Origin of the sequence: Streptomyces sp. URMC 123 (genome assembly GCF_051386515.1) — a bacterium.
Lineage (GTDB): Bacteria > Actinomycetota > Actinomycetes > Streptomycetales > Streptomycetaceae > Streptomyces.
This window is the reverse complement of the sequence record NZ_JBPQTV010000192.1, coordinates 1-12152: the sequence shown is the minus strand read 5'-3', so window position 1 is coordinate 12152 and position 12152 is coordinate 1. Positions and strand designations below refer to the sequence as shown.

The window sequence follows — 12152 nt, the reverse complement described above, 5'->3', positions numbered from 1 at the left end:
GGGTCAGCGGGGGCGGTCACGAGGGGCGCGAGATGCGTGAAGGGCGCGGGCATGAGGCCGTGGGGGCGCGCGACGCCGCGCGCGGGCACGGCCGCGAGGGCGAGGGCGGACGCGGCCTGCAAGGCGTTCCGGAGGGCACCGCCGGCCTGCCCGGCGCGGGCCCCGGCGGGGGCCCCGGTGGCGGTTCCGGCAAGGGCCCCGGCGGGGACCGCTTCCCCGTCGACGCCGCCGCGCCGGGCCGGCCCCCGGGCACCGGAGCACCCCAGCCGCTGATCCCGCCCGACCCCGCCGAGGTGGCGGCCGCGCTCATCCCCGAACTGGAGGCCCAGGAGCAGCGCCTGGTGCTGCGCGGCTTCACGCACGAGGACGCCTGGCACCTGGGCTCCCTGCTGGTGGAGCTCGCCCGGCTGCGCGAGGCGCCGGTCGCCGTGGACATCCGGCGGGGCCGGCAGCAGCTCTTCCACTGCGCCCTGCCCGGCAGTTCGGCCGACAACGACGCGTGGATCGACCGCAAGCGGCGCGTCGTGGAGCGGTACGGCGAGAGCTCCTATCTCGTCGGCAACCGGTTCAGGGCCAAGGGCACCACCTTCGAGGCGTCCTCCCGGCTGGACTTGGACCACTACGCCGCGCACGGCGGGTCGTTCCCCCTGCGGGTGGAGGGGGCCGGTGTGATCGGCGCGGTCACCGTCTCCGGGCTGCCGCAGGCGGAGGACCACGCGCTGGTCGTCGAGGCGCTGGACCGGTTCCTGACGGTGTGAGGCCGGCGCCGTACGGGGGCCGGTGTTTCGTACGAGCCGTGCCGTACGAGCGGGGAGCCGTACGGGCCGAGCCGTACGAGCCGAAGCCGTACGGGCCGAAGCCGTACGCCGGTGCCGTACGGGCCGAAGCCGTACGGCCCGTCGGCCTACGCCGCCGTGAACTCCTGGCGCTGTCGGCCCAGCCCCTCCACCTCCAGCTCCACCACGTCACCGGGCCGCAGATACGGCTTCGGGTCCGGCCGGCCCATCGCCACGCCCGCCGGCGTACCCGTGTTGATCACATCGCCGGGGTGGAGGGTCATGAACCGGCTGATGTAGCGCACCACCTCGGCCACCGGGAAGATCTGGTCGGCCGTCGTGCCGTCCTGCCGCACCACGCCGTTGACCGACAGCCGCAGCCGCAGCGCCTGCGGGTCCGGCACCTCGTCGGCGGTCACCAGCCAGGGGCCCAGCGGGTTGAACGTCTCGCAGTTCTTGCCCTTGTCCCACTGGCCGCCGCGCTCCAGCTGGAAGGCGCGCTCGGAGACGTCGTGCGAGACCGCGTAGCCGGCCACATGGTCCAGCGCCTCCTCGGCCGTCCGCAGATAGCGGGCCGTGCGCCCGATGACGACGGCGAGCTCGACCTCCCAGTCGGTCTTCTCCGCGCCGCGCGGCACCAGCACCGGGTCGTCGGGGCCGACCACGGTGTCCGGTGCCTTGAGGAAGAGGATCGGCTCGGCCGGGACGGCGGCGCCCGTCTCCCGCGCGTGGTCGTGGTAGTTGAGCCCCACGCACACGATCTTCCCGATGCCCCGCAGGGGCGGCCCGACGCGCCGGCGCCGCCCGGCGGGGAGCGCGGGCAGCTCGCCGGAGGCCGCGGCGGCCCGTATCCGCTCCAGGGCCGCCGCGTCCGCGAGGAGCGCTCCGTCGATGTCCGGCACCACGCCGGTGAGGTCCCGCGGCGTGCCCGACGCGTCGAGCAGCGCCGGGCGCTCCGCTCCCACCGGACCGATACGCATCAGCTTCATGGTCGCTCTCCCCTGGTCGCGAGGTCGGCCCGGCCGGGGTGGCCGGGCCGGCCGATGGGGGACGGCCATCGGAGGTCGGTCGATCCTCCAGGCCGGGGCGGCGCTCCGCAAGGGCGCGTTCACGGAGCGGACGGTGGGCCGCGTGCGTACGCGGGGGCCCGTTACGCGCGTACGGGCCGGTACGCGGGGGCCGGTTACGCCGGTGGCTGCCGGTACGCGGGGGCCGGTTACGCCGGGACGGCCGCCGCGCTCTTCTCCTCCGGGCGCTCGCGGTGCAGCCAGGCCCGCTCCACGGCCGTCCACGTCGTACTGGTCACCAGGTACAGCGCGGCCGCGAGCGGGACCACGGCCGCGGTGATCAGCGTCCCGAAGGACAGCAGGGGCATCACCTTCATCAGCCCCGCCATGCCGGGGACGGCCTCCTGCGGGGAGGTGGCGGCCGCCGCGGCGGCGGCGATGGTGCGCCGCGACCGCACGTACGTCCAGGTGGCCACCGCCGCGATCACCGCGAACAGCCCCAGGTACACCACTCCCCGCGCGCCGAACACGCCACCGTGCGCGAGCGCGTCGGTCCACCGGTCGCCGAGCGGCGCGGCGAACAGCGTGTGGCCCAGCAGCTCATTGGGCTCGCCGCCCACGCTCGTCGACGAGAACAGGTGGTACATCAGGAAGAACACCGGCAGTTGCACCAGCATGGGCAGGCAGCCGGCGAGCGGTGAGGTGTTCTCCTTCGCGTAGAGCTCGGCCATGGCCTTGCGCAGCCGCTCGGGGTCGTCGCCGTGCCGGCGGCGCAACTCCGCCACGCGGGGCGCGAGCCGGGTGCGGGCCTTCTCGCCGCGCGCCGCCGCGCGGGTGAGCGGGTGCAGCGCCAGCCGCACGGCCATCGTGACGGCCACGATCGCGGCGGCCATGGCGAACGAGTGGAACAGGGGCGCCAGCGCCTGGGCGAACTGGGAAACGAGGTCTGCGAAAACGGACAAGGGTGAGCCCTCCGTGGGTCTCGTCGAGCCGGATGTCGATACGTCGGCATGACGAGCCGCGAGGGCGCTGTCCGTCCCGGTCCACCGCCCGTGGCCCCCGCTTCCGGCCCCGGGACGGGGCACGGCGGGGAGCGGTGTCGTACGAGGTGGGTGCGGCCGTACGACGTGGTGTGGCCGTACGAGGTGGTGCGACCGTACGACGTGGGGTGGCGGTACGAGATGTGCGGGAGGTGCGCGGAAGGTGCGCCTACGCGGCCGTCGGGACGAGGCGGCCCGGCGCTCGGGGACGGGGGCGGCCGGAGGCGTCCGGATCGCGCTGGGCGAGGAAGGCCGTACGGCGCTCGCGGTCGCGGATCGCGGTGCGGATGCGCGTCGGCGGCAGTGGGCCGGCGGCGCACGAGGCGATGAGGGCGCAGGTGAGCAGCGCGGCCGCGACGGCGACGGTGCCGGCCACGGCGACGGCGGTCGCCAGCCCGCCGCTGGTCATGAGCAGCCCGCTGCCGGTCAGCAGCAGTCCGGCGAGGAGGACGAGGAGGGTGCCCAGCGTCATGCGGAAGACGTCGAGTCGGCGGGTCACGTGCTCCTCCTCTCCGTCTCTCCGCGGTGGTCTCTCCGTGGTGGGCCGTCGCTTTCGCGGCGGGCCCGGTCGCCCTCAGGTTACCCCGGGCCGCTTCTCAACTGTCGTCGGCTGTCGGTCGACGCCTGTCAACGGACGCCGGCCCGGGACGGCTCGCGGTCGTCGAGGGGGCCGTCCACGTCGGGGAAGCCCTCGTCCAGCGCGAGCACGTCCTCGTCCGCGCGGGGGTCCGGGCGCCGGGGCACCGCGTAGGTGAGCGCCAGCGCCACCAGCAGGTTCACGGCGAGCGCCACGAGGCCGGCGTTGAGGCCCCACACCGGGTCGTGCTCCGTGAACACCAGCGCGCACACCACCGCGACGCCGGCCACGAGCCCGCCGACGGCGCCCAGCAGCGTCAACCGCCGCCACACCAGCCCCAGCAGGAGCATGGGGACGAGCTGCGCCATGCCCTCGTAACTGATCAGCGACAGCCGGACCAGGGTGTTGGGCGCGGTGTAGGTCATCACCAGCGCCAGCGTCCCGGCGATCACGACCACGACCTGGGAGGCGAGCTTCTGCCGGCCCTGGTGGGCGCCGAGCCGCGGGGCGAGGGAGAGCACGCTGCGGCCCCACATCGTGCCGATGACCAGCATGAACACGGCCATGGGCACGATCGAGGAGAGGGCCGCGGCCACGCCGATCACGCCGACGGCCCAGGCCGGCAGGGAGTCCACGACCAGCTTGAACAGGGCGAGGTTGGAGTCGGCGCCGGCCAGCCCCGGCACGACGAACAGCGCCGCCAGGCCGAGCAGCATCGGCACGAACAGCAGCACGTTGTAGCAGGGCAGCCAGACGGCGTTGCGGCGCAGCGCCTCGGCGTTCCGGGCGCCGAGATAGCCGGCGACGGTGGTCGGGAAGATGACGACCGTCAGGGAGTTGAGCAGGGAGGTGCTGATGAACCAGCTCTCGCCGAGCTGCCCGGGCCCGTGCCCGGGGAAGGTCAGCCAGGCCTGCTTCTGGTCCACGAGGCGGTCGAAGAGCTCGCCGTAGCCGCCGAAGTAGTGCACCGGCACGTACACGGCGAGGAATCCGAGGGTGGCGATGACCAGGATGTCCTTGAGCACGGACACCCAGGCGCTGCCGCGCAGGCCGCTCACCACGACGAAGCCGGTGGTGACGGCGAAGGCGATGAAGTAGGCCCAGTGGAGGCTGATGGCGCCGTAGGAGATCGTGGAGACGACGACCCCCATGCCGGTGATCTGCAGCTGGATGTAGGGCAGCAGGAACACGGTGGCGAGGACGGCGACGGCGGCGCCGAGCCAGCGGCTGTCGTAGCGGTGGGCGACCATGTCCGTGATGCCGACGAGGCCGTGCCGGCGGGCGTAGGCCCACAGCCGCGGGCCGACGAGGTAGCCGACCGCGTAGCCGCAGGACATGTAGGCGATGACGTAGAGCACGGGGGCGCCGAAGTTGTAGCCCCAGCCGGCGGCGCCGAGGTAGCTGAAGCTGGTGTAGCCCTCGCCGGCCATCAGCACCCAGATGAAGACGGACCCGAGGCTCCGCCCGCCGACGGACCACTCGGCGAGCCCGCCGCCGGCGCCACGCCCGCGCACGGCGAACAGCCCCAGGGCGACGGTGAGGACCATGAACGCGCCGAAGACGGAGGTGGCGACGACGGCGTTCACCGAAGGCCTCCCCGCGCGGCGCCGGCGCGGCGGTCGCGGCGGTCGCGATGGTCCCCGCGCCGGGCGAGCGCGACGGCGACGGGCGTCAGCACGGTGGCGAGGAACAGCCACACGAACAGGAACGGCACCCCGAGAACGAGCGGCCGCACGCGGTTGACGAGGGGCACGGCGCCGAGGAAGAGGAGATACGGCACGAGCAGCCACGCGAGGTGCGCCCGCCGCCGAGACAATGATCGACCCACGTCCGCCGACCCTACTCCTGCCCGCCCCCACGTCGGGCTTTCGCACACCCCACCACCTCACGCCCCCGCCCGTGGCGCGTACGGCTAATCTCACGGCATCGTTACGGCGACACTCATGGAGGGGGACCCATGGACCTGGCGGTTGGCGGTCGGATCAAGCGCACGGAGTTGCACGGCTTGTACGGGGGCACCGAGCAGGGCGGAATCTCGCCCTCCCGTTCTGCGCACATCATCATGTTGTTCACCGACCCCAAAAAGGGGCACCCCAATGGGTACTTCGACGGATGGGGCGCGGACGGTCATTTTCACTATTGCGGCGCCGGGCAGGAGGGCGATCAGAAAATGCCCGGGTTCAACAATTCCGTCCTTCGTCACGCTGACGACGGCAGGCCCCTCCACCTCTTCGAGGTCGTTGCCAAAGGCGTGGTCGCCTACGTCGGAGAATTCGCTTTGGCGGAGACCGACTCGTGGTACACGACCGATGCGCCGGACCGTAATGGCGATATTCGCAGCGTCATCATGTTCCGGCTCAAGCCGGTCGCCGTGACGGAGGGGCTGGGTTCCAAGCTGCCGGTGGCTACCCCTCATGGCACGCCTCGGGTGCAGAACGTTCCGCTGGAGCAGAACAATACCGAGAAGACGTACATCAATCCCTCCGCCGAGCCGCGCACCGCGGAACGGCGAGAAGCCGCCTTGGTGAAGGCCTATGAAGCGTACTTGGCGGGCAAGGGGTGCAGCGTCGTCCGCAAGAAGATCCTGCCGCCGGGGGAGCTCAAGCCCCTCTTCACCGATCTCTTCAATGTGACGGACAACGTTCTCGTTGAGGCAAAGGGAACGGTGACGAGGGAAGCGATCAGAATGGCCATAGGGCAGCTCCTCGACTACCGGCGCCATCTGTCACCCGAGCCGGATCTGGCCATCCTCGTCCCGAGTTGCCCACGCCCGGACCTCCTTGACCTCTGCGCGGCGACCCAGATCTCCGTCATCTGGCAAAAGCGCAAGGGCTTTGAGCAGATAACGGCCGGGGTCGAGAGCGCCTCCGTCTAGGCACCGCCCCCCACCCCTACGCCCCCAGCGCTCGGGACACCCCGTAGATCGCCAGGCCCGCCAGGGCTCCGACCACCGTGCCGTTGATGCGGATGAACTGGAGGTCGCGGCCGATGTGGGCCTCGATCTTGCGGGAGGTGTGGTCCGCGTCCCAGCTCGCGACCGTTTCCGTGATGAGGAGGGTGATCTCGTCGCGGTACGTCGTGACGACGTGGACCGCCGCGTCCTCCAGCCAGCCGTCGACCTTGGCGCGCAGGCGGTCGTCCGTGGCCAGGCGGGCTCCCAGCGAGAGCAGGCCCGTGCGGGTGCGCAGGCGCAGCTCGCTGCGCTCGTCCTCCGCCGCCGTGACCACCATCGTGCGCACCGCCCCCCACGCCGACGCGATCAGATCCTGGACCTCGCCCCGCGCCAACAGCTCCGACTTCAGGCGCTCCACCCGGGCCCGGGTGTCCGCGTCCGTGCGCAGGTCCTCCGCGAAGTCCGCCAGGAAGCGGTCCACCGCCCCGCGCGCCGGGTGGTCCGGCATGTCCCGCATCTCGCCCACGAAGCGCAGCAGTTCCCGGTAGACCCGCTCGCCCACCTTGCGGTCCACGAAGCGCGGGGTCCAGCCCGGGGCGCCGCCCGCCACCGCCTCCATCACCGAGTCGCCGTGCAGCACCAGCCAGTCGTAGGCCCGTACGCACACCAGGTCCACGATCCTGCGGTGGCCGCCGTCGTCGACCACCCGCTCCAGCATTCGGCCTATCCCCGGCGCGATCTCCTGGGCGTCCGCCCGGCGCGTGATGGCCTCGCCCACCACCGCCTGGACGTCGGAGTCCCGCAGCACCCGCAGCGCGCCCCGCAGCGCCGTGGACAGCTCCGCCGTGACCCGGTCCGCGTTGTCCGGCTCCGCGAGCCAGCCGCCCAGCCGGGCGCCGATGCCCACCCCCCGCAGCCGCTGCCGTACGACCTCGGCGGAGAGGAAGTTCTCGCCGACGAAGTCGCCCAGGCTCCGGCCCAGCGTGTCCTTCTTCGTCGGGATGATCGCCGTGTGCGGGATCGGCAGCCCCATGGGCCGCTTGAACAGCGCCGTCACCGCGAACCAGTCGGCCAGCGCGCCGACCATGCCCGCCTCGGCCGCCGCCGCCACGTAGCCGGCCCAGGCGCCGGCGCCGGTCGTCTGCTGCCACTTCGCCACCGCGTAGACCGCCGCCACCAGCAACAACAGGCCGGTGGCCACCGTCTTCATGCGCCGGACGCCGCGGCGCTTCTCCTCGTCCGCCGCGCTGAACCGGAACCCCGGGCGCCACGCCCCGCCGGAAGCCGCGCCAGGCGCGCCGGGCGCCCCGCCGGAGGCCCCGCCGGGGGCCGCACCGGGGACGCCGGGCGCGCCGGACGCGCCTCCGGAAGACCCGCCCGGCGCGCCTCCGGACACCCCGTCAGCCGTACGCTCCGCCCCGCCGTCATTCGTCCGATCCATTCGCTCCACCCGTTCGCACCACTGGGGCCACTGCCGTCCCCCTCACTCCTACCTGCCCTACTCCCCGGGCGCGTGGCGAGTTCCCCACCCCCGAGGGGGCGGCGTGCCTGTCGCGGGGTGGGCGCCGGCCGGACCGTGGCTCCATCATGGCCTCGTCGGAATCAGGCCCGTCGGACCACTCTCCCGAGGAGACACCGCGCATGGCCGAGCGCCCACGCCGTCCCGCGCCCCTCGCCGCCGCTCTCGTCACGGCGGTCGTGCTGGCCCTGGTGTGCACCGCGACAGCCCTCACCCTGCCCGGCCGCCCCGGGCACCCCGGCCACTCCGGCCGCCCTTGGCACCCCGGGAATTCCGGCCACCCCGGCGAGCCGCGGGACCGGGTCGCCCGCGCCGCGCACCCCGCGCAGGGCCTCCTGGCCACCCGCGGCGGCTGGACCGGCACCTGGGCCACCGCCCCGGCCGCCGCCGAACCCCGTACCGACGACGGCTACGCCGGCATGTCCATCCGCAACATCGTGCGCACCAGCATCGGCGGCAGCCGCGCCCGGGTCGAGCTCTCCAACCTCTACGGCAGGACCCCGCTCACCATCTCCCACGCCACCGTCGCGCTCGCCGCGCGCCACGGCGGGCCCGCCGCCGCCCCGGGCACCCTGCGCCGGCTGACCTTCCACGGCAGCCCCTCGGTGACCGTCCCCGCCGGGCGCTCCGTGCTCAGCGACGCCGCCCGGCTGACCGTGCCGCCCGCCGCCGACCTGCTGGTCACCACCTACTCCGGTACGCCGTCCGGGCCGGTCACCCACCATCCGCACGCCCGGCAGACCTCGTACCTCGCCCGCGGCGACAAGGCCGGTGACGCGTCCGGCGCCGCGTACACCCGCAGAACCACCGTCTGGCGCTATCTGACCGCCGTCGACGTCTGGAACGACCCGGCCGCCGGTGCTGTGGTCGCGCTCGGCGACTCGATCACCGACGGCAGCTCCGCCACCCTCGACGCCAACCACCGCTGGCCCGACTTCCTCGCCGCGCGGCTGCGCACGGAGCCCGGCGCGCCCCGCTGGGGCGTGCTCAACGAGGGGATCAGCGGCAACCGGGTGCTCACCGACGGCCGCGGCCAGATCCCCCCGGACAACCCCAGCGCGCTCAGCCGCTTCGACCGCGACGTGCTCTCCCGTACGGGGGTGCGCGCGGTCGTCGTCGCGCTGGGCGTGAACGACATCCTCCGCACCCCGCACGAGACGGACCCCGAGCGGATCGCCGAGGGGCTGCGGACGCTCGTGGCGCGGGGTCACGCGCGCGGGCTGCGCGTCATCGGCGGCACGATCATGCCGTTCGGCGGGTTCCGCGGGCACACCCCCGAGCTGGAGGCCGTGCGGCAGGCGGTCAACGAGCGCATCCGGGCCGGCGAGGTGTACGACGCGGTCGTGGACTTCGACGCGGCGCTGCGCGATCCGAGCCGGCCGGACCGGCTGTTCCCGGCGTACGACGAGGGGGACCATCTGCACCCCTCCGACGAGGGCTACCGGGCGATGGCCTACGCGGTGGACCTCGCGGACCTGGCGGAGCTCGCGGACCTCACGGCGGGAACGACGGGAACGGCGGCGGGGACGTTGACCGAGCCGACGGCGCGGACGATGGCGGAAGGCACCGACGCCGTGGCCGTGCCCGTGGGCCTCCCGGCCCACCTCGCTCACCGCCCCGCGTACATCGCCGCGATCACGTCCTCGATGTCCGGCTCCCGCACCGACAGGTCCACCAGCGGATAGCCGTCGGCGATCGCCGCGACGAGGGGCGCCGCGCTGGCCGTCGCGGGGAAGGCCAGCCACTGCCGGGGCCCCTCCACCCGGACCACCCGGGCCCCGGCCACCGTGTCGATCGGCGGATGCTCGCGCTCCAGGTCGACCACGAGCATCCGCTCGCTCCGCCCGAGCGCGTGCAGCCCGTCCAGCGCCCCGTCGTAGACCAGCCGGCCGTGATCGATCACCATCACCCGCCGGCAGAGCTGCTCGATGTCGGTGAGGTCATGGGTCGTCAGCAGGACGGTCGTGCCCCGCTCGGCGTTGATCTCGCGCAGAAAGCCGCGGACGGAGGCCTTGCTGACCACGTCCAGCCCGATCGTCGGCTCGTCCAGATAGAGCACCTCCGGGTCGTGCAGCAGGGCCGCGGCGATGTCGCCGCGCATCCGCTGGCCGAGGGAGAGCTGGCGCACCGGGACCTCCAGCAGCGGCCCCAGGTCGAGCAGCTCCACGCACCGGTCGAGGTTGGCCCGGAAGCGGGCCGGCGGAATCCGGTACATCCGGCGCACCAGGGCGTACGAGTCCCGCAGCGGCAGGTCCCACCACAGGGTGGTCCGCTGGCCGAAGACCACCCCGATCCGCTGGGCCAGGCGGGTGCGCTCCCGGGCCGGGTCGATGCCGGCCACCCGCAGCCGGCCGCCGCTGGGCACGAGGATGCCGGTCAGCATCTTGATGGTGGTGGACTTGCCGGCGCCGTTGGGGCCGATGTACCCCACCATCTCCCCGCGCTCGATCCGGAACGAGATGCCGCCCACCGCCCGCACCTCGCGCCGCTCACGGCGCAGCAGCCCCGCCCGGCGCCGTACGGAGAAGACCTTCTCGACCCCGTCCAGCTCGATGAACCCCCGCCGGTCACCGTCCATGTCCCGCGCCACTCCCGGCTCCTCCCCATGCCGTACACCCGATGCCGTACGCCGCGTGCCGTACGCCGTCCTCAGCTCCCCGTGCTCCGATACGACCGCAGCCCCGCCCGCCAGGCCAGCCCCGCCAGCGCGCAGCACAGCGCCGCCACCGCCGGCGGCGCGAAGTCCAGCCAGCCCGGCAGCCCCAGCGGGTCCTCCCGGCCCAGCACCCGCAGCGCCGGCAGCCAGTTGACAAAGGCCAGCGGCACCACGAAGGTCACCCCGCGCAGCAGGTCCTGGGCGAAGATGGTGGGCGGGTACTGGAGCAGCGTCGTGCCGCCGTAGGTGAAGGAGTTCTGCACCTCCGACGCGTCCTGCGCCACGAACTGGAAGGCCGCGCCGGCCACGAAGAACGCCGCGAACAGGGCCGCCCCGCTCACCACCATCAGCGGCACCATGGCCGCCTTGCCCGGCGTCCACGCCACCTCCACCTCGGTCAGCGCCCAGCCCAGGACCAGCAGCCCCTGGGTGATCCGCCCCAGCCGGCGCAGCGCGAACCGGTCGGCCGCGACCTGCGCCAGCACCGGCGCGGGCCGCACCAGCAGCGTGTCGAGCGTGCCGTCGCGCAGCCGCCGGCCCAGCCGGTCCATGCTGCCCATCGCCAGGTCCGCCAGCCCGAAGGAGACCGCGGAGGTGCCGTAGAGGAAGGCCACCTCGGGCAGCGCGTAGCCGCCCAGCGAGCCGACATGCGTGAACATCAGCAGGACGGCGACGAAGTCGAGCCCCGTCGCGGCGAAGTTCCCCAGGGCCGTCATGGCGAACGACGCGCGGTACGTCATCGTCGACCGCACCCACATCGCGACGACCAGCCCGTACACGCGCACGCCCGACCACGTCCGGCCCGGCCGCGCCCGAAACGCCCGCGCCCCCGACCACGCCCGGAACGACCGCGTCCGAAACGCCCGCTCAGCCACCCTGGACCACCACCTTGCGGGTGGCGACCGACTGGAGCACCCGGCCGGCGGCCAGCAGCACGGCCGCCCAGCCGGCCTGGAAGGCGTACGCCCCGAGCAGCCCCCGCCCGGTGTGCTTGCCGAGGAAGACGTCCGCGGGCACCTGGAGCAGCGCCGACCACGGCAGCACCCGGGCCGCCTCCCCCAGCCAGCCGGGGAAGAGCGGCAGCGGCAGCAGCATGCCGGAGAAGAAGAGCGTGGCGAGCCCGGCGACCTGGGTGACCCCGGTGCCGTCCATCAGCCAGAAGGCGCTGAGCACGACGAGATAGCGGAGCGCGAAGCTGATCAGGATGCCGAGCGCCACGGAGCCGAGGAAGGCGAGCCACACCAGCGGGTTCGCGGGCGCCACCAGGTCGAAGGCGAACGCCCCGACGGCCATGGGCAGCACCCCGCGGGCCAGCAGATGGAAGGCGGCGCGCCCCAGGTCGGCGGCGAGCCACCACAGTTGCAGGTCAGGGGGGCGGCAGAGGTCGACGGCCACGTCCCCGGTGCGGATGCGCTCGATGAGCTCGTCCTGGAAGCCGCCGCCCATCATCGCCATCGTCATCAGCAGGGCCTGGCCGAGCCAGACGTAGGTCAGCGCCTGCGGCAGGTCGTAGCCGCCGAGCCGGGGCCGCTGGTCCCACAGCGCGATGTAGGTGAAGGCCATGATGAAGCCGAAGACGGTGTTGGTGAACAGGCCGGCGGCGGTGGCGGCCCGGTAGGTCGCGAAGCGGCGGAACGCGCTCACCGCGACCGCGGCGTACAGTCCCACCCCTGTTCCCCCCGTC

Annotated in this window: 12 protein-coding genes; 3 read left to right on the top strand and 9 right to left on the bottom strand. The window is 73.6% G+C overall.

Features of this window, described 5'->3' with window-relative positions; genetic code table 11:
* Positions 1 to 272: 272 nt before the first annotated feature.
* Positions 273 to 758: a heme-degrading domain-containing protein gene (locus ACSNOD_RS20845; protein ID WP_436768511.1), complete on the top strand. Its 486-nt coding sequence runs from the start codon at positions 273 to 275 to the stop codon at positions 756 to 758.
* A 146-nt stretch (positions 759 to 904) separates the two neighbouring features.
* On the opposite strand, the gene ACSNOD_RS20840 is transcribed toward ACSNOD_RS20845, so the two are convergent.
* The 5 genes from ACSNOD_RS20840 to ACSNOD_RS20820 all read right to left on the bottom strand — a co-directional run bounded on the left by ACSNOD_RS20840 (position 905) and on the right by ACSNOD_RS20820 (position 5228).
* Positions 905 to 1765 (bottom strand): fumarylacetoacetate hydrolase family protein, encoded by an 861-nt coding sequence (locus ACSNOD_RS20840; protein WP_436768508.1) that lies wholly within the window; start codon positions 1763 to 1765, stop codon positions 905 to 907.
* 227 nt (positions 1766 to 1992) lie between these two features.
* Positions 1993 to 2745 carry a YidC/Oxa1 family membrane protein insertase gene (locus tag ACSNOD_RS20835; protein ID WP_436768507.1) on the bottom strand — a complete coding sequence of 251 codons (753 nt, stop codon included), beginning with the start codon at positions 2743 to 2745 and terminating at the stop codon, positions 1993 to 1995.
* Between the two features lie 247 nt (positions 2746 to 2992).
* Positions 2993 to 3322, bottom strand: coding sequence for a DUF6412 domain-containing protein (locus ACSNOD_RS20830; RefSeq protein WP_436768506.1), 330 nt, complete (start codon positions 3320 to 3322; stop codon positions 2993 to 2995).
* 128 nt (positions 3323 to 3450) lie between these two features.
* A complete protein-coding gene (locus ACSNOD_RS20825; protein WP_436768505.1) occupies positions 3451 to 4986 on the bottom strand; it encodes a sodium:solute symporter family protein in 1536 nt (511 codons plus the stop codon).
* On the bottom strand, positions 4983 to 5228 hold the full coding sequence (locus ACSNOD_RS20820; RefSeq protein ID WP_436768504.1) for a DUF3311 domain-containing protein: 246 nt from the start codon (positions 5226 to 5228) through the stop codon (positions 4983 to 4985). The genes ACSNOD_RS20825 and ACSNOD_RS20820 overlap by 4 nt, the downstream gene beginning before the upstream one ends.
* Before the next feature lie 129 nt (positions 5229 to 5357).
* Here ACSNOD_RS20820 and ACSNOD_RS20815 point away from each other — a divergent pair, with 129 nt between their 5' ends.
* Positions 5358 to 6275 (top strand): restriction endonuclease, encoded by a 918-nt coding sequence (locus tag ACSNOD_RS20815; RefSeq protein WP_436768503.1) that lies wholly within the window; start codon positions 5358 to 5360, stop codon positions 6273 to 6275.
* Between the two features lie 16 nt (positions 6276 to 6291).
* Here the strand turns inward: ACSNOD_RS20815 and ACSNOD_RS20810 are convergent, their stop codons facing one another.
* Positions 6292 to 7734 carry a DUF445 domain-containing protein gene (locus ACSNOD_RS20810; RefSeq protein ID WP_436768502.1) on the bottom strand — a complete coding sequence of 481 codons (1443 nt, stop codon included), beginning with the start codon at positions 7732 to 7734 and terminating at the stop codon, positions 6292 to 6294.
* 200 nt (positions 7735 to 7934) lie between these two features.
* Between ACSNOD_RS20810 and ACSNOD_RS20805 the strand changes: the two genes are divergently transcribed.
* Entirely contained in the window at positions 7935 to 9497 is a 1563-nt protein-coding gene (locus ACSNOD_RS20805) for a GDSL-type esterase/lipase family protein (protein ID WP_436768501.1), read from the top strand.
* On the opposite strand, the gene ACSNOD_RS20800 is transcribed toward ACSNOD_RS20805, so the two are convergent.
* From ACSNOD_RS20800 to ACSNOD_RS20790, 3 genes are all read right to left on the bottom strand, one after another.
* A complete protein-coding gene (locus ACSNOD_RS20800) occupies positions 9422 to 10390 on the bottom strand; it encodes an ABC transporter ATP-binding protein (protein WP_436768510.1) in 969 nt (322 codons plus the stop codon). The two genes, ACSNOD_RS20805 and ACSNOD_RS20800, sit on opposite strands and share 76 nt — an antisense overlap.
* 71 nt (positions 10391 to 10461) lie before the next feature.
* Positions 10462 to 11343, bottom strand: a complete 882-nt coding sequence (locus ACSNOD_RS20795; RefSeq protein ID WP_436768500.1) for an ABC transporter permease — start codon at positions 11341 to 11343, stop codon at positions 10462 to 10464.
* Positions 11336 to 12136 (bottom strand): ABC transporter permease, encoded by an 801-nt coding sequence (locus ACSNOD_RS20790; protein ID WP_436768509.1) that lies wholly within the window; start codon positions 12134 to 12136, stop codon positions 11336 to 11338. Before ACSNOD_RS20790 ends, ACSNOD_RS20795 begins: the two co-directional genes overlap by 8 nt.
* Positions 12137 to 12152 lie beyond the last annotated feature (16 nt).

Excerpts from the sequence above, each read along its gene's own strand:
- ACSNOD_RS20800 (WP_436768510.1), bottom strand. The coding sequence starts at position 10,390 with ATGGACGGTGACCGGCGGGGGTTCATCGAGCTGGACGGGGTCGAGAAG.
- ACSNOD_RS20805 (WP_436768501.1), top strand. The coding sequence starts at position 7,935 with ATGGCCGAGCGCCCACGCCGTCCCGCGCCCCTCGCCGCCGCTCTCGTC.
- ACSNOD_RS20815 (WP_436768503.1), top strand. The coding sequence starts at position 5,358 with ATGGACCTGGCGGTTGGCGGTCGGATCAAGCGCACGGAGTTGCACGGC.
- ACSNOD_RS20840 (WP_436768508.1), bottom strand. The coding sequence starts at position 1,765 with ATGAAGCTGATGCGTATCGGTCCGGTGGGAGCGGAGCGCCCGGCGCTG.
- ACSNOD_RS20810 (WP_436768502.1), bottom strand. The coding sequence starts at position 7,734 with ATGGATCGGACGAATGACGGCGGGGCGGAGCGTACGGCTGACGGGGTG.